The organism is Actinocrinis sp., assembly GCF_035946395.1.
Taxonomy (GTDB): domain Bacteria; phylum Actinomycetota; class Actinomycetes; order Streptomycetales; family Catenulisporaceae; genus Actinocrinis.
On the sequence record NZ_DASYZI010000085.1, the window covers coordinates 1 to 18796 of the forward strand.

Sequence of the window (18796 nt, forward strand, 5' to 3'; positions counted from 1 at the left end):
GCCGCGACGCTCATCACGGCCGCCGCCGGTGCGCGGACCCTGGCGCTGCGCCGCCGCCTCGGCCTCACGGGCCGCGCGCAGGTTCGCGACGTCGCCCTTGTAGATCCACACCTTCACGCCGATGCGGCCGAAGGTGGTGCGCGCCTCGTAGAAGCCGTAGTCGATGTTCGCGCGCAGCGTGTGCAGCGGAACGCGGCCCTCGCGGTACTGCTCGGACCGGCTCATCTCCGCGCCGCCGAGGCGGCCGGAGACCTGCACCTTGATGCCCTTGGCGCCGGCCTTCATGGTCGACTGGATCGCCTTGCGCATCGCACGGCGGAACGCCACGCGGCTGGAGAGCTGCTCGGCCACGCCCTGAGCGACCAGCTGCGCGTCGATCTCCGGGTTCTTCACTTCGAGGATGTTCAGCTGCACCTGCTTGCCGGTCAGCTTCTCCAGCTCGCCGCGGATCCGCTCGGCCTCCGCGCCGCGGCGACCGATGACGATGCCCGGACGCGCGGTGTGGATGTCGACGCGCACGCGGTCACGGGTGCGCTCGATCTCCACCTTCGAGATGCCGGCGCGCTCCATGCCGGTGGTCATCAGCTTGCGGATGGCGACGTCTTCCTTGACGTACGCCTTGTACAGCTTGTCGGCGTACCAGCGCGACTTGAAGTCGGTGGTGATGCCCAGGCGGAACCCGTGCGGGTTGACTTTCTGGCCCATTACCGGGTCCTGCCCTTCTTGGCGTTGCCGGCTTCGACCCGCTCCGGTACGAACTCCTCGACCACGACCGTGATGTGGCTGCTGCGCTTGCGGATGCGGTACGCGCGGCCCTGCGCGCGCGGCTGGAACCGCTTGAGCGTCGGCCCCTCGTCCACGTAGGCCGCGGTGATGAACAGATCGCCGAACAGGCCCTTGTTGTGGCGCGCGTTGGCGGCAGCCGACGCGACGCACTTGTACACCGGCTCGGCGGCGGCCCACGGCGCGAACTTCAGGTAGCTCAACGCCTTGTCCACCGGCAGCCCACGCACCTCGTTGACCACGCGACGCACCTTCATCGGGGTCATCGGGATGTGCTTGGCCTGTGCCAGCGCCTGGTTCTCCGGCAGGTCCTTGGCCTTGTTCTCAGCCACGGCGCGACCTCCGGTCTTCCTTCACGTGCCCCTTGAACGTGCGGGTCGGGGCGAACTCGCCGAGCTTGTGGCCGACCATCGCCTCGGTGACGAACACCGGGACGTGCTTGCGGCCGTCGTGCACGGCGATGGTGTGGCCCAGCATGTCCGGGACGATCATGGAGCGCCGGGACCACGTCTTGATGACGTTCTTGGTGCCCTTGTCGTTCTGTACGTCGACCTTCTTCTGCAGATGGTCGTCGACGAAGGGACCCTTTTTGAGACTGCGCGGCATCTAGACCTCCTCCTAGCGCTTCTTGTTCGCCTTGCGGCGGCGGACGATGAGTTTGTCGCTGGCCTTGCCCGGCTGACGGGTGCGGCCTTCCTTCTGGCCCCACGGGGACACCGGGTGGCGTCCGCCGGAGGTCTTGCCCTCGCCACCGCCGTGCGGGTGGTCGATCGGGTTCATCGCCACACCGCGGACGGTCGGGCGCTTGCCCTTCCACCGCATGCGGCCGGCCTTGCCCCAGTTGATGTTGCTCTGCTCGGCGTTGCCGACCTCGCCGACGGTGGCGCGGCAACGCGCGTCGACGTTGCGGATCTCGCCGGAGGGCATGCGCAGCTGCGCGTACGGCCCGTCCTTGGCCACCAGCTGCACGCTGGCGCCGGCCGAGCGGGCGATCTTCGCGCCGCCGCCGGGCCGCAGCTCGATGGCGTGGATGATGGTGCCGGTCGGGATGTTGCGCAGCGGCAGGTTGTTGCCCGGCTTGATGTCGGCCTCGGGGCCGGACTCGATCCGGTCACCCTGCTTGAGCCGGGCCGGCGCGATGATGTAGCGCTTCGTGCCGTCGACGAAGTGCAGCAGCGCGATGCGCGCGGTGCGGTTCGGGTCGTACTCGATGTGCGCGACCTTCGCCGGCACGCCGTCCTTGTCGTCCCGACGGAAGTCGATGACGCGGTAAGCGCGCTTGTGGCCGCCACCCTGGTGACGGGTCGTCACGCGCCCCTGCGCGTTACGGCCGCCCTTCGAGTGCAGCGGGCGCACCAGCGACTTCTCGGGGAAGTCGCGGGTGATCTCGGCGAAGTCGGCAACGCTGGCGCCGCGGCGACCCGGGGTCGTCGGCTTGTACTTGCGGATGCCCATGGCTTCTCAGATTCCTCTGCGTGTCTTCGGTCGCCGGTCTCAGGAGACCGGGCCTCCGAAGATGTCGATCCGGCTCTTCTTGCTCGCGTCCCTCGGGTTCGGATCGACCGAGACGATGGCGCGACGGGTGTCGGGGCGCTTGCCCCAACCGGCACGGGTGCGCTTGCGCTTGCCCTTGCGGTTGATCGTGTTCACGCCCGTGACCTCGACGTCGAAGAGCAGCTCGACCGCTTGGCGGATCTGCGTCTTGTTGGCGTCCTTGTGCACGATGAACGTGTACTTGTTCTCGTCCAGCAGCGAGTAGCTCTTCTCCGAGACCACCGGCCGGACCAGCAGGTCGCGCGCCGCGTTGTAGCGGTCGAACTCGGGCATCAGGCCTCGTCTCCTTCATCAGTGGCGTCGGCTTTCTTGGCCGGCCCGGCGACGAAGGCGTCATACGCGGCCTTGGTGAACACCACGTCGTCGCTGACCATCACGTCGTACGTGTTGAGCTGGTCGGCGTACAGCAGGTGCACCTCGGGCAGGTTGCGCAGCGACTTCCACGCGTTGAGCTCGTCGCGGCCGAGCACCACGAGCACGTGCCGGCGCTCGGTCAGCGCCTTGATCGCGGCGAGCACGGTCTTGGTGTGCGGCTTCTCGGCGACGTCGAACGCGTCGACGACGTGCAGCCGGCCGTTGCGGGCCCGGTCGGAGAGGGCGCCGCGCAGCGCGGCGGCCTTCATCTTCTTCGGGGTGCGCTGCGAGTAGTCGCGCGGCACCGGGCCGTGCACCACACCGCCGCCGGTGAACTGCGGCGCGCGGGTCGAGCCCTGGCGGGCCCGGCCGGTGCCCTTCTGCCGGTACGGCTTCCTGCCGCCGCCGGAGACCTCGCCACGGGTCTTGGTCTTGTGCGTTCCCTGGCGGGCCGCGGCCAGCTGCGCCACCACGACCTGGTGGATCAGCGGCACGTTCACCGGGGCGTCGAAGATCTCCGCGGGGAGTTCGACAGTCAGAGTAGTGGTCATCTCACTCAGCCCTTAGCAGCCGTCTTGACGAGCACGACGCCACCGGTGGGGCCGGGGACGGCACCCTTGATCAGCAGCAGGCCCTTCTCGGCGTCGACGGCGTGCACGGTCAGGTTCTGCACGGTCACCCGCGCGTTGCCCATCCGGCCGGCCATCCGCACGCCCTTGAAAACGCGGCCCGGGGTGGCGCAGGCGCCGATCGAACCCGGGGAGCGGTGCTTGCGCTGGGTGCCGTGCGAGGAACCCAGGCCCTTGAAGTTGTGCCGCTTCATGACACCCGCGGTGCCCTTGCCCTTGGAGGTGCCGACCACGTCGATGCGTGCGCCGGCCTCGAAGGCCTCAGCGGTGATCTCCTGGCCGAGGCTGTACTCGGCGGCGTCGTCGGTGCGCAGCTCCACCAGGTGACGGCGCGGCGTGACGCCCGCCTTGTCGAAGTGGCCCTTGCGCGGCTTGTTGACCTTGCGCGGGTCGATCTCGCCGAAGGCGATCTGTACCGCGCTGTATCCGTCGTTCTCGGGGTTGCGCACCTGGGTCACGACGCACGGCCCGGCCTTGACCACGGTCACCGGGACGACCCGGTTGTCCGCGTCCCAGACCTGGGTCATGCCGAGCTTCTCGCCCAGGACGCCCTTGATCTGCTTGCCCATGATCCTTAACGTCCTCAGAGCTTGATCTCGATGTCGACGCCGGCCGGCAGGTCGAGCCGCATCAGCGAGTCGACGGTCTTGGGCGTGGGGTCGAGGATGTCGATGAGCCGCTTGTGGGTGCGCATCTCGAAGTGCTCGCGCGAGTCCTTGTACTTGTGCGGCGAGCGGATGACGCAGTACACGTTCTTCTCGGTCGGCAGCGGCACCGGGCCCGCGACCTGCGCACCGGTCCGGCTCACCGTCTCGACGATCTTGCGCGCCGAGGAGTCGATGACCTCGTGGTCGTAGGCCTTGAGCCTGATGCGGATCTTCTGTCCCGCCATGGCTGCTTCGAATTCCTTCTACTCGTGAACCGCTGCGGTGCCCACTCGCGTGGGCGGACCGTACCCGGCCGTGTCCGTGTTCAACTGTTCGGAGCCATCTGTCCGGTTTTCTCCGACCCACGCGGTCGGGCGTGTCGCGCTGCTGCCGCACAAGAAGTCCGACAGCAGGGCAACGCCCTACCGGTTCACCATCGCTGATGATCGCGGCCTGGAGGTCCACCGCGCAGCTAGCGCCCTGCTGGCGAGACTTCGCGAGTGGCTGGCATTCACTCCGGGCACCCGGCGAAAGGCACACCCTCGCCGAGCAACCTGAACAGTATGCCGGAGCGGCTGGCCCACGGCCAAATCGCCCTCTTCGACCCTAGCCGGCCAAGGTCGAGGAGCTCCTACGGGACGTGTCAGCTGGCGCCGGGAATGGGAACGCGGACCATCGGGTAGCGCGAGATTCCCGATTTGAACGACTGTAATGTCTGCGGATCGCCCTCGAAGGTCCAGTCGGTCCGTCCGCCGGTGACGCCGTCGTACTCGAACCATACGAAGCCGACGACGTCCGGCTGTTTCGGCAGCCAGGACAGCATTTCGGCGGTCCACGACGCCTTGTACCTGTTCGGCTGCCCGCCGGTCTCGGTGATGAGCATCGGCTTGCGGGTGAACTGGCGGATCTCGTTCATCGTCGGGTCGAGCAGTTGCGCGGTGGTCTGCTCGGTCACCTCGTAGGCGGTGACGCCGACCCAGTCCACGTACGCGTCCCCGGGGTACAGCTCGGCGAGCGAGATGTCCTCGAAGTGCCGGATCACGTTCGGGCTCCACACCCAGATCACGTTGGCGGCGCCGACCCTGGCGAAGATGTCGTGCACGTGCCGCCAGGCCTCGACGAACTGGCCCTGGGAGTTGTGGTTGACCCGCTCCGACCACGAATACCAGTTGCCGTTCATCTCGTGCGCGAAGCGGATGGCGATCGGCCACCTGTTGTCGCGCACCGCCTCGGCGAACTTGGTGATGTACGCGTCGTGCGCTCCGTCAACGATGGTCCCGAGCGAGTACTGCGGCTGGCCGGTGGCCTTCGCCAGGTCGGCGTTGCCGCCGGCCCACGGCTCCCAGGACAGCAGCGGCAGCTCGGCGCGGCTGTAGGCGTCCATCGCGGTGGCCGGATCGAAGTCCTGCTGCCAGTTGAGGAAGTACTCCGCCATGTTCGGGGCGACGCCGCCGGCGAGCAGCGTGTACTTGTCGACGGTGGACTGCGACCAGGGCACGCCGGGCGCGCTGAGGCCGTAGTACTTGCCCGGCAGCGCCATGACCTGCTGCGCGGTGGGGATCGCCGGCGTCGTGCCGGCGCTCGGCTTGGGCTTGGCGGACGCAGAGGCGCCGGCGCCCGGCGAGGCGGGCACGGCCAGTTCCGCGGCGGCGTTCTTCGCCCGGGTGCGCGCGGAACTGGTGGCCGCCATCTTGCCGAGGCCGAACAGCAGCGCGGCCAGGACGAGCACGTTGACCGTCATCCAGACCTGGAGCCTGCCCCGGCTCTGGCGATGGCGCTTGGGAGCCGCCCGGCTAGACACTCATCCTCACCGCCCCGTACATCATCAGGATCCCGAGCAGGTACGGGATCACCGCCTTCGGATTGCGGCTGCGCTGGCCCTGGTAGCTGTCCGAGCGGGTGCCCCAACTCGCGTTGCGGGCCATGCCGAAGAAGCCGTAGAGCCGCACCGGCAGCAGCAGGAACGTGTTGATGGCCATGAACAACGGCAGGTAGAGGATGTCGCGCGGCCGGTACGCGAAGTGCCTGCCGAACCGGATGGAGATCGAGATCAGCGACATCACCACGGTCAGCAGCAGCAGGGTGGTCACCGACTCGATCCGGTTCGCGGGCAGCGCCACTTCGTAGTAGATGCTCGGCCGGTGCAAGCGCAGCGCGAACGCGTAGATCCACGAGACGAACGTGCCGATGAGCACGAAGGGCACCACGATGTCCGTCAGGTAGAACAGCGCGAGGAACCGGGCCCGCCGCAGCATCCAGGGCAGCATCCGCAGCGTGTTGTACTGCGAGCCACGCGCCCAGCGTGCCTGCTGTTTGATCAGCTTGCGCAGCTTGAGCGGCGCGTCGGTGTAGACGAGCGAAGAGGACTGGTACACGCACTTGTACCCGGCCTTCAGCGTGTAGTTCGTCAGCGTCCGGTCGTCGCTCACCTCGATGAAGACGCCGAGGAACTTCTCGCTCATGAACCGGTCCATGCACTCGGCCAGGATGCTGCGGCGGAAGGCTATGGTGCGGCCGGGCAGGCAGCCGACCGTGCCGAGCACGCTCATCGCGGGCATCGAGTACTCGGCGCGCACGTTCTCCAGCCAGTCGGCCCAGCGGGTGAGCAGCGAGCGTTCCGGGTCGAAGATGCGCTGACGGGTGGTCACCCCGCCGACCTTGGGGTCGCGGAACGGCTTGACCAGCTCGCCGAGCGTCGCGTCGGTCCACACGGTGTCCGAGTCGACCAGCACCGTGATCTCGCCGCTGGACGCCTCGACGCCGATGCGCACCGCGTTGCGCTTGCCCGGCACCCTTGTCCAGAACCAGGCGACGCCGACCTGTTCGCAGACCTGCTCAAGCGGCGGGTTGCGCGGGCCGTTGATCACCACGATGATCTCGGTCGGCCCCTGCTTCGCGATGCGTTCGAGCACGGCGCGGAACAGGTCGAGCGGCTCGTCCACCACCGGGATGATCACCGAGGTGGTGCCGTGCCAGGACTTGCGCCAGGGGCGGTAGTAGCGCACCAGCTGGATGCGCACCAGCCACAGGATCCAGATGAAGAGCATGAAGGCCGCGAACGGGAAGAAGCGGCCCCCCTTCCACCACGCCTCCAGTTCCAGCAGGAACGCGAGCATCAGTCGCCCGTCCGGGTAGCGGTCATGACTCGGGCGCTACCCATACGTAGTAGTTGCCTTGGCTCATGCTGTTGCGGGTCGGGATTCGTGCGATCAGCCGGTAACCGGACTGGGTGATCACCGAGCGGACCGCGGCGTCCGTCGTCGGCGTCTCGGCGAAGTCGAGCACTATCACCGAGTACTTGTGCGCGCGGATCGCGGCCTGGAAGGCGGGCACACCGCTGAGCTTCGTTCCGGTCGTCCGGTCGGTGTACGCCCCCACTTCGAGGTCGTGCCACTGCGGCCAGGTGGACTGCTTGCGCAGATAATACGCGGCGACGTCGTAGTCCTCGACGAGGTACTGCTCGCCCCCCGGCTTGATGTACGGCCGCAGCGTGCTGATCAGCGGGGTGGAATCGGGCCACGCGCTGAACATGTGCTCGGCCTGGTGGACGCCGACGTATCCGATCGGCGCCAGGGCCGCAGCACCGACCGTGACTGTGGCCGCGGCCCGCAGCACCACCGGTCCGGCCGCCTCGCACAGCTTGGCCAACAGCGCGCCCGCGATGATGCAGGAGAACCAGATGCCGAAGTCGACGTGCTTCTGGAGCGACAGCCAGGTGTGGATGCGGATCTGGTTGAGCGGGGCCAGCAGGCCGCCGCCGAAGAGCACCAGCGCGACGAGCACCCCCATGCCCTCGGTGTTGCTGCGCCGGTAGGAGACGAGGGTCGCGAGGACGCCGACGAGCGCGATCGCCAGCACCGACCCGATCCAGCCGAGCGCGCTGACGGCCACGTACTTCGCCGAGTCGTGGGCGCCGGCGCGCAGCAGCGTGGTCTTCACGAAGCCGTCGAAGTAGAGATGCCGGCCGGCCAGGATGAGCAGGACCATGATGGTCGCCCACAGCACCGTGAAACGCTGCGCGTTCCAGCGCCGCGGCATCCGCCAGGCGGCGAAGCCGGGTCCGGCCAACGCGGACAACGCGATGATGACGGGGTTCCACAGCAGGCACGCGTACTTGGTGCAGTCGGCCAGAGCCATCAGCAGGGTGCCGAGCAGCAGCGCGTTGCGCTTGTCCGCGTACGCGAAGCTGACCGCGTATCTGGCGGCCCACGCCATCAGGCACAGCGCCATCGGGTCGTAGGTTGCGTACGAGCCGAGGAAGATCGTCGGGCCGAGCAGCGCGAACATCCCGGCCGCGAAGAACGCCGCTCTGGCGCCGTACATCCGACGCGCCGTCAGGTACAGCGCGACGATCGCGAGCAGGATGAACGCCATGCTCAGCATTCGGGCTCCGGCCAGCCCGCCGAAGTGGTCGGCCACCGCCACGAGCACCGGGTACAGCACCGGCGCGCCAGAGAAGAAGCTCTCGTATTCGGGGATCTTCACCCCGTGGATCAGGTGCGCGAGTTCCTGGTGGCCGGAGTAGAGGTACGTGGACTCGTCGAGGAACGCGGTGTTCGACCAGACCAGCCTGGATATCAGAAAGCCCGCGCCGCCGAGCACGAGCAGCAGCGGCAGATACGAGGCCGCCACCAGCCACACGCGCGGTCGCGGTTCAGGGGCGGCTTCCGGTTCACGCTCCGGGGGTGCCGATGCGGAGCGTGCGTCGTCGGCGTCGTCCCGTTCGGAGACGATCCAGTCGGATCCCGGGCCCGGCCCGGTAGGGCGCAGGCGCATGTCTCCGCCAGGCCCAGTGAAACCGTAGCCCCGGATCTTCGGTATCCGGACGGTTTCGGCGCTTTCGCTGCCGAACTTCAACGCGACGTGCCCCCCCCTCACGGACTGCCGAACTACTTCACACCGTCGCGCGTGCTCTGAAGCGGGATGGCCGAGAACACGGCACCCTACCGCCCATCGCAGTCGTCGCCGCCCCTGCGACTGATGGAAGGCTAGCCCCGGCGGCCGCACGATGAGCGGGCAAACCGAAGTTAGGCAGAGTAACGATAGCCGACCTCCGTCACAACGAGTACCTCGGGGCAACGGCTTGGCAAAGGACCCTCGATGAGGTGCGCCGTCGCGCCACAAGACCTTTCAGCACGCTTATAATCCGTCGCGGTGCGTTGGCTCGCCGCCTGGGGAACTCGGTCGAAGTTGACCGCACCACGCCCGCCTTGAAGGATGATCGCGATGATCCCGCACCGACTCGCCGCGACCGCGGTGGCCGCCGCCGCGCTGATCGTGACGGTCTGTGTGCTCCTGGCCGTGGCGCTGGGCGGCAGTTCGCCGGACGCCGCCGCCTCCGCCGTCGCGAGTTCGCACTCTGCGCTGTCGAGCGACAACGCGACGGGCACAGGGCCCGGGTCCGGACCGCCGCAGGTCCCGGCGAACGGCAGCGCGTACATCGGCCTCGACGGGGATCCGGACACCATCGGCGCCTTCGACGCCGAGGCGGGTATCGGCAAACCGGCCATCCGCGGCGGCTACGTCCCCGTCGGCGGCGACTTCGCATCCTTCCTCGACGACTTCGACCCGCGGCAGGGGACGGCCCCGATGGTGTCGTGGAAGATCGACTTCACCGCCGGCAAGGTCACCTCGGGCCGGCTGGACGGCTACCTGCGGAAGCAGGCTGATGAGGCCCGCACGTACGGCGGTCCGGTCTTCCTGCGCCCCGACTGGGAGATGAACGGCAACTGGATGCAGCTGTGGAGCCTGCCGGCGGTGACTCCCGCGCAGTACGTGGCCTCCTGGCAGCACGTGGTGGACATCTTCCGGCACGAGGGCGTGCACAACGTCGCCTTCGTGTGGTCGCCGAACGCCGCCCGGTACTGGCAGTACGCCGAGAGCGCGTGGTACCCCGGCGATCAGTACGTGAGCTGGTTCGCCGTGGACGGCTACCCGCGGGTGTCTTCCGGCACGTCGATACTCACCGAACCGGACGGCCTGAACGCGGTGGCGCAGCTCGCGCACGCGCACGGCAAGCCGCTGATGCTCGCGGAGTGGGCCGCCACGCTGCCCGACCCGGATGACGGTTGGGCGTTCGACCTCGTGTTCGACTGGGCGAAGGCCTATCCCGACACCGTCAAGGCGCTGGTCTACTTCGACTACGGCACCGCGGACAACGACCACCTGCTGTCGGACCATCCAGCCGGCGCAGCAGAGTTCAGATACCTGATCGACCACGGCCATCCGAAAGCGGTGCTCTCGGTGGCAGCCGCGCAGTAGCAGAGCAGCGTCGGTATTGACGTCGGCTGGACGTCGGCGCTCAGCCCTCGTCGTCGTCAGGCTGTTGCGGAGTTGCTTCCTGGTCGGCGGCGTCCGGCGGCGGCTGCAACCACGAGTCCGGGACGCTGGTGTATCCCGGGGTGTATCCCGGCTGCTGCGGCCCAGGCAGCGGCCGCGAGAAATTGTCGGGCGGGTTCCCGGGCTCGGCCTGGGACCACCCGGTGCCCGAGCCGTACCCGCCGCCGTCGTGGTAGTACTGCCCGGCTTGGTAGCCCGGGTCGGACAAGTAGTTGCGTCCACCGCCGCTGCGCGAACGCATCAGCAGCATGACGACCAGTGCCCCGCCGAGGATGACCACCGCCGCCCCGACGCCGATCAGCAGCCACGGCAGCGACGAGCCGGACGAGGCGGGCGAAGACGCCGCCTGACCGCCGGTGCCGGCAGACGTTCGGGGCGAGGGCGCCGCGGTGGGTGCTCCGGCGGTCGGGGTGGCGGCGGGCACGAGCGGGTTGGCGGTCGACGTCGGCTGCGGGGCCGCGAGCGCGCCGACCGGGTTCATCACGCCGTAGCCCACCTTGTCGTTGACGGTGGTGTGCGCGGCGTTTCCACCGGTCGCCGTGTCGATCATCACACTGATCACCTGGCCGGCGGTCCACGTCGGGTGGGCGCTGAACACCAGCGCGGCCTCGCCGGCCACCAGCGCGGCGGAGTAGTGCGTGCTGGAGTGGATGCCGTACTTGTCCTGCGACCAGACCGGCAAGTCCTGGGCGGGGGCACCGAGCGTGATCGCCGGACCGGTCGACGAGTCCGGCCACACCGTGCCGTCCCGCGTCGTGCCCGACACGCAGATGGTGCCGCGAATCGTGCACGGGGCGGTCATCTGGTTCGAGGTGCGGCCGTTGTTCGACGCCGAGGTGACCACGACCGCGTTCTTGCCGAGCGCGTACTGGACCGCGTCGGAGAGTGACGCGGTGTCATACGGCGCGGGCGACGGCATGAGGATCACGCGCGCGCCGTGGTCGGCCGCGTAGCGGATGGCCAGCGCGGCGTAGGCGGGCGTGGGTGTGGCTGTGGCCTTGTCGTTGGCGTAATAACGCAGCGGCAGCACCTTGGCCTTCGGCGCGATGCCCTGGATGCCGCTCGAATCCAGCCCGGAGCCGGCGACGAGGATCGCGGCGGCGGTTCCGTCGTTGCTGGACGACACATCGCCCTGCGCGGGCTTCGGGGTGCCGGTGGAGAAGTCGATCTGCGGCTGCGAAGCGCCGGAGATGTCGGCTTGACCCACATCGACGCCCGACCCGACGATCGCCACCGTGACCCCGCCGCCGCGGGTGGTCTTCCACGCCGTGTTCATGTCGAAACGGTTGAGGTACCACTGCTGCGCACGCGTCGCCGGACTCGCGGCCGCGATGTCCGCGGCCTGCGCCGCTTCAGCGACGCCGAGGACGTTGCACACGGCTACACCCACAGCGACGACGGTGAGGACGCCCCGTCGCAAGGCTCGCCGACGTGCCTCGATGTCCCCGCTCGTCACCATTGCCGACCCACGCCCCTTCGCCTGCCGCGCTCGCTCCGAGGATTCGTAGCACAATTGCCCATCCGGTGCACGGAGCGTCCGCGTGCTTCATCCCCATACGTCCGGTAATCCCGAAGCAGACCGACCTGCTTGTGGTTGAATACACGCGCTACGGGCGCCGGCCGAGTTCGAAGAGCGCGGAAAAGTACGACTGTCGGGGGACTTATGGCGACCACTGAGATACCTGTCGTGCGGCCGGACCTCCGGTCCTCGCCGCGGCGCGTCGGGCGCGCAGCCCTGCCGTCGCCCGGCACGCTCGCCGCGGCGCTCGTCTACGTCGTGGCCGCCTTCGTCATCCTCTGGCCGTACCTCGTCCACCCCACCGCGGTGCACATCCGCCGCAACGAGGGCGACGAGTACATGTTCGAGTGGCTGCTCTCGGTCACCGCGCAGTCGGTGACGCACCTGCACAACCCGCTGTTCTCCGCGACGGTCAACGCGCCGATGGGCATCAACCTGGCGGCGAACACCGGGATCATCCCGCTCGGCATCGTGTTCACCCCGGTCACGCTGCTGTTCGGCGCGGCGGTCTCGTTCGGCTGGATCCTGTTGGGCAACCTGATCGCCACCGCGCTGGTCTGGCGCTGGTTCCTCGGCCGGCAGTTGCCTGCGTCAGGCTCCCGGGCGTGGCGCTCGCTGCTGGTCGGATTCGGCGGTCTAGCGCTCGCCTTCGGCCCGGGCATGATCTCGCACACGCTGAGCCATCCCAACCTCACCGCGCAATGGCTGCTACCGGTCATCGTCGACCGCGTGCTGCGTATGCGTGAGGGCGAGCGGCTCGTGCGGCACGGAATCGTCCTCGGGCTGCTGGTCACTGTGCAGGCTTTCCTGTCCGAGGAGCTGCTGTTCATCACCGCGCTCACGCTCGTGGTGTTCATGCTGTGCTACGCCGCGCAGCGGCCCAAGCAGGCCTGGGCGCAGGTACCCGCACTGGCGCGCGGCATCGCCGTCGCCGTGGCGGTGGCCGGCGTGCTGCTGGCCTACCCGCTGTGGTTCCAGTTCGCGGGACCGCAGTCCTACCCGCGGATTCCCGACCTGCCGGCGACCCACGCCGCGGACCTCAAGTCGTTCCTGCTCGCGCCGGCGCAGTCGATACTCGGCGATCCTCCGGTCACCCGGCTTTACTCGCCGAACTACACCGAGCAGGAGTCCTTCCTCGGCTGGCCGCTGCTCGTACTCACCCTACTGATCGCGCTCTGGCGGGCTTGGCGCGACATGGTCGTGCGAACCTGCGCGATGTGCGTCGCGGTGCTCGCGGTGCTGTCGTGGGGTCCGGTGCCCGCGTTCGCCAAGCACTCGCTGGGTTTCCACGGGCTCTGGTACTACATCGAGGCTCTGCCCGGGTTCACGGACGCCCTACCGGTGCGCATCGCGTTGTCGGTCTTCCCGTTCATGATCGTGATGGCGCTGCGCAATCTGCTGTCAGCCGAGCGCGAACACGTAGCGATACGCGGCGTGGCCGGCATCGCCACCATGGCGGCTATGGTGCCGCTGATCGCGACGCCGGTGGCGGTCGCCGACCGCGACCAGATTCCGCAGTGGGTGACGTCGGGCGAGTGGCAGCAGTGCGCGGGGAACGGCACGGTCGTGACGGTGCCGCTGGTAACCGACGCGTACCGCGAGCCGCTTCGCTGGGTGGCGCAGACGCGCGGCGCGCTGCGCATCCCGCAGATGCCGCTGTTCGTGCCCGGCCCGGATGGCGTCGCCACGGTCGGTCCGGTGCCACGCCCGACCTCCGAGCTGCTGGCCCGGGTCGACGCGTCCGGCGATGTGCCGGCGGTCATGCCGAAGGACGAGGCGCGGCTCGCCGCGGACCTGGCGTACTGGAACGCGGGCTGTGTGGCGGTGATGCCCGACGCGGCTCATCCACAGCAGGACCAGCAGATGCTCACCGAGCTGTTCGGGCGGCCCGGCACGCTCCAGGGCGGCGTGTGGACCTGGAAGGTCGGTTCAGACTCCTGACACGGTTCAGACTGCTGACACACGGCCGCGGACACGGGCGGGCGAGACGACGAGGGTCCCCGAGATCTCTCCCGGGGACCCTCGCTCGCGCTGTTCGGCTGCCGCCGAGTACTACTTGATGATCTTGGTGACCCGGCCGGCGCCGACGGTGCGGCCGCCCTCGCGGATGGCGAAGCGCAGGCCCTCCTCCATGGCGATCGGCTGGATCAGCGCGACCGACATCTCGGTGTTGTCGCCCGGCATGACCATCTCGGTGCCTTGGGGCAGCTGGATCTGACCCGTGACGTCGGTGGTGCGGAAATAGAACTGCGGCCGGTAGTTCCCAAAGAACGGGGTGTGACGCCCCCCCTCCTCTTTGGTCAGGACATACACCTGGGCGCCGAAGTTGGTGTGCGGGGTGATCGAGGACGGCTTGGCCAGCACCTGGCCCCGCTCCACCTCCTCTTTCTTGGTGCCCCGCAACAGCACCCCGATGTTGTCGCCCGCCCGGCCCTCATCCAAGAGCTTGCGGAACATCTCCACCCCGGTGCAGACCGTCTTGGCCGTCGGGCGGATCCCCACGATCTCCACGTCCTCGTTGACCTTGACGATCCCCCGATCCACCCGGCCGGTCACCACCGTGCCCCGCCCCGTGATCGTGAACACGTCCTCGATCGGCATCAAGAACGGCTTGTCCACATCCCGGGTCGGCTCGGGGATATAGGAATCCACCGCCTCCATCAGCTCGAGGATCTTCCCCGACCACGCCTCGTCGCCCTCCAGCGCCTTCAACGCCGAGACCCGCACGATCGGGATGTCATCCCCCGGGAACTCGTACTCGTTCAACAGCTCCCGCACCTCGAGCTCCACCAGCTCCAGGATCTCCTCGTCGTCGACCATGTCCGTCTTGTTGAGCGCCACCACGATCGACGGCACCCCAACCTGACGGGCCAACAGCACATGCTCACGCGTCTGGGGCATCGGCCCATCCGTCGCCGCCACCACCAGGATCGCCCCGTCCATCTGGGCGGCCCCGGTGATCATGTTCTTGATGTAATCCGCATGCCCCGGGCAATCCACATGCGCGTAATGCCGGTTCTCGGTCTCGTACTCCACATGCGCGATCGAGATCGTGATCCCCCGCTGCCGCTCCTCCGGCGCCTTATCAATATCGTCGAACGCCGTAAACGACGTATTCGAATTCTTCTCCGACAACACCTTCGTGATCGCCGCCGTCAACGTCGTCTTGCCGTGGTCAATGTGACCGATCGTCCCGATATTTAGATGCGGCTTGCTGCGCTCAAATTTTTCCTTCGCCATCGCTTCCTACCTCATTCGCATTCTGCGCAGAATTTCTTCGCTTGCGCCTTCCAAAACTTTGGAGCGGGGGACGGGATTCGAACCCGCGACCATCTGCTTGGAAGGCAGAGACTCTACCCCTGAGTTACCCCCGCCCGACCGCCACTCAAATTCTGGAGCCTGGGACCGGGATTGAACCGGTGACCTCGTCCTTACCAAGGACGCGCTCTACCAACTGAGCTACCCAGGCATCCACCGGTTCGTTGGCTGCGCGCATGTCGCGACTTCCAACGATGTCTTCCGAACTTTCGCCCAAGTTTTTCGAGATTCGGATCTACGTTCCCGCTTTCAGTGCTTCGGCGCCCTCGCGATACGATGGTGGACGGGGGAGGATTCGAACCTCCGTAGCCCGCAAGGAGCGGCAGATTTACAGTCTGCTGGTTTTAGCCACTCACCCACCCGTCCCGAAAGAACACCGGGACTTGAGACGCTGGTCCCGACCGGGGAACTTCGCAACGCAGAAAGGGCTCGTGTCCGAAGACACCAGCCCGTTCATTTTTCAATGCGAGGAATTCACCAGAGCCAAACCCAAAACCCGATCCTTAAAAATTCAGCTGGCGGAGGGAATTGAACCCCCGACCCTCTGATTACAAATCAGATGCTCTACCAGCTGAGCTACGCCAGCACGCCAAACCTTGCGAATCTATCACGTGGGCAATCAAATTGCAAGGGGGTGCGACTAGCCAGCACGGCTCGTGCCAAGCTGACTCCAGAATTATACGCCAAGCATCAACTTTACACCATTCCCGCCGAAACTTATACTCAAAAAGTAGCCGCACACGGCCGCATGAAACGCACAGTCACCATAGTTCTCGCCGCTTGCATTGCCGCCGCCGCAGTGCTGGCTTACACTTACTACGCGCGCGAAAAGACAGCACGATTGCGGGCGGAAGACGCTCAATTTTCAGTCCAGCCCGGCACCATCGCCGCAGGATCGAGCGACGGAACCTCGATTGCGGCGAATTCAATTGATCTAGTTCATCAGTTGCCCGCCGGCGCTTCTGCCGTGGTATTCGCGGATGTTGCCGTGCTCCGCGCCGCGCCGATTGGAAGAGAGCTTTCCGGTCTGGCGCCTACCTCGGCGCAAGACCCTGAATACACGGCATTCGTGCGTTCAACTGGCTTTGATTATTCGCGCGATCTCGATCGCGTCGCGCTGGCGCTGTGGCCAAAAAATTCGCCCACAACCGTCGTAGCAATTGCGCAGGGGAAATTCAATGAGGCAAAAATCGAGCGTTACGCCCTGCGCAACGGCGGCAGAGTTGTAGGGCACGGCCAATGGAAAATTTACGAAGTCCCGGAGACAAATCCACCGCGAACCGTGCGTTTCGTGTTTCTGTCGTCAACGGAAATTGTTCTCGCCGATGGACCTGAAATTTCCGCGATGCTGAACGCAGCCCACGAACGCATGGATTCGCAAATGTCGCAACGCGTCGCGAGAGTCGCCGGCGCTCCCATTTACGCCGTGGCGCGCACGCCAGACCTTTCCAAGGACGTCGGCGTCGACGAAACGCACTCCGCGCAACTTGCGCGCTTGCTGCAAAGCGTCCACAGCATCACGCTCGCGGGCCTTCCTGCCGGGCAAAACTTGAAAGTCGCAGCCACCGCGGAGTGCGATTCCACGCTGAACGCATTTCAATTGTCCACGGCGCTGGAAGGCTTGGCGTGGATGGGACGCGCGGCCCTGGCCGACCCGAAAACGCAGCAGCAAATCGGCCCGCAGTGGCCCGCGCTGGACGCCCTGTTAAAAGCCGCTGACATTTCTCACGATGGCCATCTCGTGCGCTTGCATTTGCAAATCACGCCACAAATACTTCGCGCTGCGGCCAGTTCCGCCCCGCAAGGAAATAGCGCAAGGTAAGAACGCAGGTCTGCGCTGCGGGGAATAATTCTGAGGGAGAATCCGACAATCAATCTGCGTGAAGCTTAGTCGCCGCTGGTGACGGAGCCGCCCGCGTCCACCTGATGCAGATATCGCCACGGATTGACCGGGGCATCGTGCAGGCGCACTTCAAAGTGGACATGCGGTCCCGTCGCGTGTCCGCTTTCGCCTTCATAACCAATCACGTCGCCGCGTTTGACGGGCGTTCCCGGCTGCAGGGCATACGCCGAAAGGTGCGCATACCAGGTTGTCAGTCCAAAACCGTGATCAATGATAACGACGCGCCCGTAGCCTTCCCGGTCTCCGGTGAAGATCACTACGCCATCTCCCGCTGCGCGAACGTCATCGCCATAATGCGACGCTATGTCCAATCCTCTGTGAAATTCGCCTTCGCCGCCGAATGGATCCAGGCGCTCGCCAAAGCGGCTTGTGATTCTGCCCATCACCGGCCACAAGGAAGGCATAAACGACGCGTTCGCCAGCTTCATTCCGGGGAGAAGCTTCAGGCCGCCATCCGAGACGAGCACCACAGCGGTCGCATTCTGTTGAAGGAAATTAAATCTATCGAGCGTCTGCTGATATGCAGACTCGGATTGCCCCGTCGAATTCGAAGCGCTGAAGGGCGTCTCCGGGATTCGCGTCAGGCCGTATGCCACGGCCACTTCGCTGGCCAGTGATTGCAGGGAGTTCAGGCGCTGATCCGCATCCGTTACCTGGTTTTGGAGTTGTTTGTATTGCACGCTGAGCGTTGCCTGGTCGCGGCGCAGAGAATTGTACGCGGTCACCTTCCAGAGCAGACGCGAATACGCGCCCGCCGCCACCACCACCGTCATGCCGCCCACAATTACGAGAACGGCAAGCAAATGGACGACATAGTGCGGGATGCGCAAACGGCGCATGTTCCCCGAGTCCGAGGAAGCAATGAGAAATGTATAGAATTTCCTTCTCATAATGGCAATTTGGCTCTTAGTTTCTCTTTGCGCCGGACTGGATGACCGCTGGCCCCTCAGCGCGGTCTGCGCAATTTATAAAAAGCGTTTGAACCGCGAGACTTGGTTCGAAACCCGCCGCGAATATAAGTGCTGAACCCCACAGAGTCAACCAAAATATACTCCTGGGCCGGGCCGGCTCGCTTTCTTCGCCGGATCGCTTCATAATCCGGCCGTAGTAAATCGCTCCTGAGCATTTTACGGGCTGCGGCGAGCCATTACAACTGCCCTGAGGTACAGGGGAAGAGCTGTGACACAGGGACAGGGCGTCCGCCAGGAATGAACGTGAAACATAGACCGGAGCAAGTTGAGAACATGGAAGATAAGTTGATCGCTCGCCTTGCTCGGCGCATCCCGGCTGGGCGTGACGGGTCTGGTACTGCGCCCTGTACCGAGGTGCGCCTGGGCATTGGAGATGACGCAGCCATTGTCCGGCAGTCCTCGAAAATCGAATGGGTGGTCAGTTGCGATTCTTCCCTGGAAGGCGTGCATTTTCGCGACGACAGTCATCCGCCCGAATCCATCGGGTATAAGTCGCTCGCGCGCGCCGTGAGCGATTTGGCTGCCATGGGCTCACGTCCGCGTTATTTCCTGCTTGCGCTGGCGCTTCCGGCGTCCAAAACCGGCCGCTGGCTGGACCGCTTCGCCACGGGCATGGCGAGGGCGGCGCGCGAATTGAACATCCGGCTCATTGGCGGCGATACGTCCAAAAGCCGGAAAGTGCTGATTAACATCACCGTGCTCGGTGACGTTGCCCCCTGGCAGGCGATTACGCGCTCGGGCGCGCGACCCGGCGACCTTATATACGTCAGCGGGCGATT

Annotated in this window: 18 protein-coding genes and 4 tRNA genes; 4 read left to right on the forward strand and 18 right to left on the reverse strand. The window is 66.3% G+C overall.

The features are described 5' to 3' along the window. The 11 genes from rpsC to VGS97_RS05710 form a co-directional block, all read right to left on the reverse strand. On the reverse strand, positions 1–705 hold a 705-nt coding region (rpsC, locus tag VGS97_RS05660), incomplete at its 3' end, for a 30S ribosomal protein S3 (RefSeq protein ID WP_326852144.1). Further along, positions 705–1049, reverse strand: a complete 345-nt coding sequence (rplV, locus tag VGS97_RS05665) for a 50S ribosomal protein L22 (protein ID WP_414641652.1) — start codon at positions 1047–1049, stop codon at positions 705–707. The genes rplV and rpsC, both read right to left, overlap by 1 nt. Before the next feature lie 58 nt (positions 1050–1107). Beyond that, positions 1108–1389: a 30S ribosomal protein S19 gene (gene rpsS, locus VGS97_RS05670; RefSeq protein WP_326852145.1), complete on the reverse strand. Its 282-nt coding sequence runs from the start codon at positions 1387–1389 to the stop codon at positions 1108–1110. 12 nt (positions 1390–1401) lie between these two features. Further along, positions 1402–2238, reverse strand: coding sequence for a 50S ribosomal protein L2 (rplB, locus tag VGS97_RS05675; protein WP_326852146.1), 837 nt, complete (start codon positions 2236–2238; stop codon positions 1402–1404). A 39-nt stretch (positions 2239–2277) separates the two neighbouring features. Continuing rightward, positions 2278–2610 (reverse strand): 50S ribosomal protein L23, encoded by a 333-nt coding sequence (rplW, locus tag VGS97_RS05680; RefSeq protein ID WP_326852147.1) that lies wholly within the window; start codon positions 2608–2610, stop codon positions 2278–2280. Then, the gene (gene rplD, locus VGS97_RS05685; protein WP_326852148.1) at positions 2610–3242 is read right to left on the reverse strand and encodes a 50S ribosomal protein L4; all 633 of its coding nucleotides are present in this window, start codon (positions 3240–3242) and stop codon (positions 2610–2612) included. Before rplD ends, rplW begins: the two co-directional genes overlap by 1 nt. Before the next feature lie 5 nt (positions 3243–3247). Then, positions 3248–3889 carry a 50S ribosomal protein L3 gene (gene rplC, locus VGS97_RS05690; RefSeq protein ID WP_349261994.1) on the reverse strand — a complete coding sequence of 214 codons (642 nt, stop codon included), beginning with the start codon at positions 3887–3889 and terminating at the stop codon, positions 3248–3250. Positions 3890–3903: 14 nt separating this feature from the next. Then, positions 3904–4212, reverse strand: coding sequence for a 30S ribosomal protein S10 (gene rpsJ / locus VGS97_RS05695; RefSeq protein WP_034266131.1), 309 nt, complete (start codon positions 4210–4212; stop codon positions 3904–3906). Between the two features lie 398 nt (positions 4213–4610). Next, the gene (locus tag VGS97_RS05700) at positions 4611–5768 is read right to left on the reverse strand and encodes a glycoside hydrolase family 26 protein (protein WP_326852149.1); all 1158 of its coding nucleotides are present in this window, start codon (positions 5766–5768) and stop codon (positions 4611–4613) included. After that, positions 5761–7083 carry a glycosyltransferase family 2 protein gene (locus VGS97_RS05705; RefSeq protein WP_326852150.1) on the reverse strand — a complete coding sequence of 441 codons (1323 nt, stop codon included), beginning with the start codon at positions 7081–7083 and terminating at the stop codon, positions 5761–5763. Before VGS97_RS05705 ends, VGS97_RS05700 begins: the two co-directional genes overlap by 8 nt. Positions 7084–7105: 22 nt before the next feature. After that, the gene (locus VGS97_RS05710; RefSeq protein ID WP_326852151.1) at positions 7106–8743 is read right to left on the reverse strand and encodes a glycosyltransferase family 39 protein; all 1638 of its coding nucleotides are present in this window, start codon (positions 8741–8743) and stop codon (positions 7106–7108) included. A 450-nt stretch (positions 8744–9193) separates the two neighbouring features. Between VGS97_RS05710 and VGS97_RS05715 the strand changes: the two genes are divergently transcribed. After that, a complete protein-coding gene (locus VGS97_RS05715) occupies positions 9194–10228 on the forward strand; it encodes a glycoside hydrolase family 26 protein (RefSeq protein WP_326852152.1) in 1035 nt (344 codons plus the stop codon). Between the two features lie 40 nt (positions 10229–10268). Here the strand turns inward: VGS97_RS05715 and VGS97_RS05720 are convergent, their stop codons facing one another. Beyond that, positions 10269–11696 (reverse strand): S8 family serine peptidase, encoded by a 1428-nt coding sequence (locus tag VGS97_RS05720; protein WP_326852154.1) that lies wholly within the window; start codon positions 11694–11696, stop codon positions 10269–10271. Between the two features lie 273 nt (positions 11697–11969). On the opposite strand from VGS97_RS05720, the gene VGS97_RS05725 reads away from it, so the two are divergent. Then, positions 11970–13766, forward strand: coding sequence for a hypothetical protein (locus tag VGS97_RS05725; RefSeq protein WP_326852155.1), 1797 nt, complete (start codon positions 11970–11972; stop codon positions 13764–13766). 111 nt (positions 13767–13877) lie between these two features. Here VGS97_RS05725 and tuf read toward each other — a convergent pair whose 3' ends face one another. The 5 genes from tuf to VGS97_RS05750 all read right to left on the reverse strand — a co-directional run bounded on the left by tuf (position 13878) and on the right by VGS97_RS05750 (position 15729). Next, complete coding sequence (gene tuf / locus VGS97_RS05730) at positions 13878–15065, reverse strand: elongation factor Tu (protein WP_326852156.1); 1188 nt, start codon at positions 15063–15065, stop codon at positions 13878–13880. A 59-nt stretch (positions 15066–15124) separates the two neighbouring features. Then, positions 15125–15199 (reverse strand) — tRNA-Gly (locus tag VGS97_RS05735). Between the two features lie 19 nt (positions 15200–15218). Further along, positions 15219–15294: transfer RNA gene (locus tag VGS97_RS05740), tRNA-Thr, on the reverse strand. A gap of 126 nt (positions 15295–15420) precedes the next feature. After that, positions 15421–15509, reverse strand: a tRNA-Tyr gene (locus VGS97_RS05745). A gap of 147 nt (positions 15510–15656) precedes the next feature. Next, positions 15657–15729, reverse strand: a tRNA-Thr gene (locus tag VGS97_RS05750). On the opposite strand from VGS97_RS05750, the gene VGS97_RS05755 reads away from it, so the two are divergent. Beyond that, the gene (locus VGS97_RS05755; RefSeq protein WP_326852157.1) at positions 15703–16965 is read left to right on the forward strand and encodes a hypothetical protein; all 1263 of its coding nucleotides are present in this window, start codon (positions 15703–15705) and stop codon (positions 16963–16965) included. The genes VGS97_RS05750 and VGS97_RS05755 overlap by 27 nt on opposite strands. A gap of 65 nt (positions 16966–17030) precedes the next feature. Here the strand turns inward: VGS97_RS05755 and VGS97_RS05760 are convergent, their stop codons facing one another. Continuing rightward, positions 17031–17876: a M23 family metallopeptidase gene (locus VGS97_RS05760; RefSeq protein WP_326852158.1), complete on the reverse strand. Its 846-nt coding sequence runs from the start codon at positions 17874–17876 to the stop codon at positions 17031–17033. A gap of 414 nt (positions 17877–18290) precedes the next feature. On the opposite strand from VGS97_RS05760, the gene VGS97_RS05765 reads away from it, so the two are divergent. Continuing rightward, positions 18291–18796 (forward strand): thiamine-phosphate kinase (locus tag VGS97_RS05765; protein ID WP_326852159.1); only part of this gene is annotated, 506 nt, incomplete at its 3' end.

What these genes read in the sequence shown, in the direction of transcription:
- VGS97_RS05725 (WP_326852155.1), top strand. Translation starts at nt 11,970, where the DNA reads ATGGCGACCACTGAGATACCTGTCGTGCGGCCGGACCTCCGGTCCTCG.
- rplW (WP_326852147.1), bottom strand. Translation starts at nt 2,610, where the DNA reads ATGCCCGAGTTCGACCGCTACAACGCGGCGCGCGACCTGCTGGTCCGG.
- VGS97_RS05705 (WP_326852150.1), bottom strand. Translation starts at nt 7,083, where the DNA reads ATGCTCGCGTTCCTGCTGGAACTGGAGGCGTGGTGGAAGGGGGGCCGC.
- tuf (WP_326852156.1), bottom strand. Translation starts at nt 15,065, where the DNA reads ATGGCGAAGGAAAAATTTGAGCGCAGCAAGCCGCATCTAAATATCGGG.
- rplD (WP_326852148.1), bottom strand. Translation starts at nt 3,242, where the DNA reads ATGACCACTACTCTGACTGTCGAACTCCCCGCGGAGATCTTCGACGCC.
- rpsS (WP_326852145.1), bottom strand. Translation starts at nt 1,389, where the DNA reads ATGCCGCGCAGTCTCAAAAAGGGTCCCTTCGTCGACGACCATCTGCAG.
- rpsJ (WP_034266131.1), bottom strand. Translation starts at nt 4,212, where the DNA reads ATGGCGGGACAGAAGATCCGCATCAGGCTCAAGGCCTACGACCACGAG.
- rplV (WP_414641652.1), bottom strand. Translation starts at nt 1,049, where the DNA reads ATGACCCCGATGAAGGTGCGTCGCGTGGTCAACGAGGTGCGTGGGCTG.
- rplC (WP_349261994.1), bottom strand. Translation starts at nt 3,889, where the DNA reads ATGGGCAAGCAGATCAAGGGCGTCCTGGGCGAGAAGCTCGGCATGACC.
- VGS97_RS05715 (WP_326852152.1), top strand. Translation starts at nt 9,194, where the DNA reads ATGATCCCGCACCGACTCGCCGCGACCGCGGTGGCCGCCGCCGCGCTG.
- VGS97_RS05755 (WP_326852157.1), top strand. Translation starts at nt 15,703, where the DNA reads ATGCTCTACCAGCTGAGCTACGCCAGCACGCCAAACCTTGCGAATCTA.
- VGS97_RS05710 (WP_326852151.1), bottom strand. Translation starts at nt 8,743, where the DNA reads ATGCGCCTGCGCCCTACCGGGCCGGGCCCGGGATCCGACTGGATCGTC.
- rplB (WP_326852146.1), bottom strand. Translation starts at nt 2,238, where the DNA reads ATGGGCATCCGCAAGTACAAGCCGACGACCCCGGGTCGCCGCGGCGCC.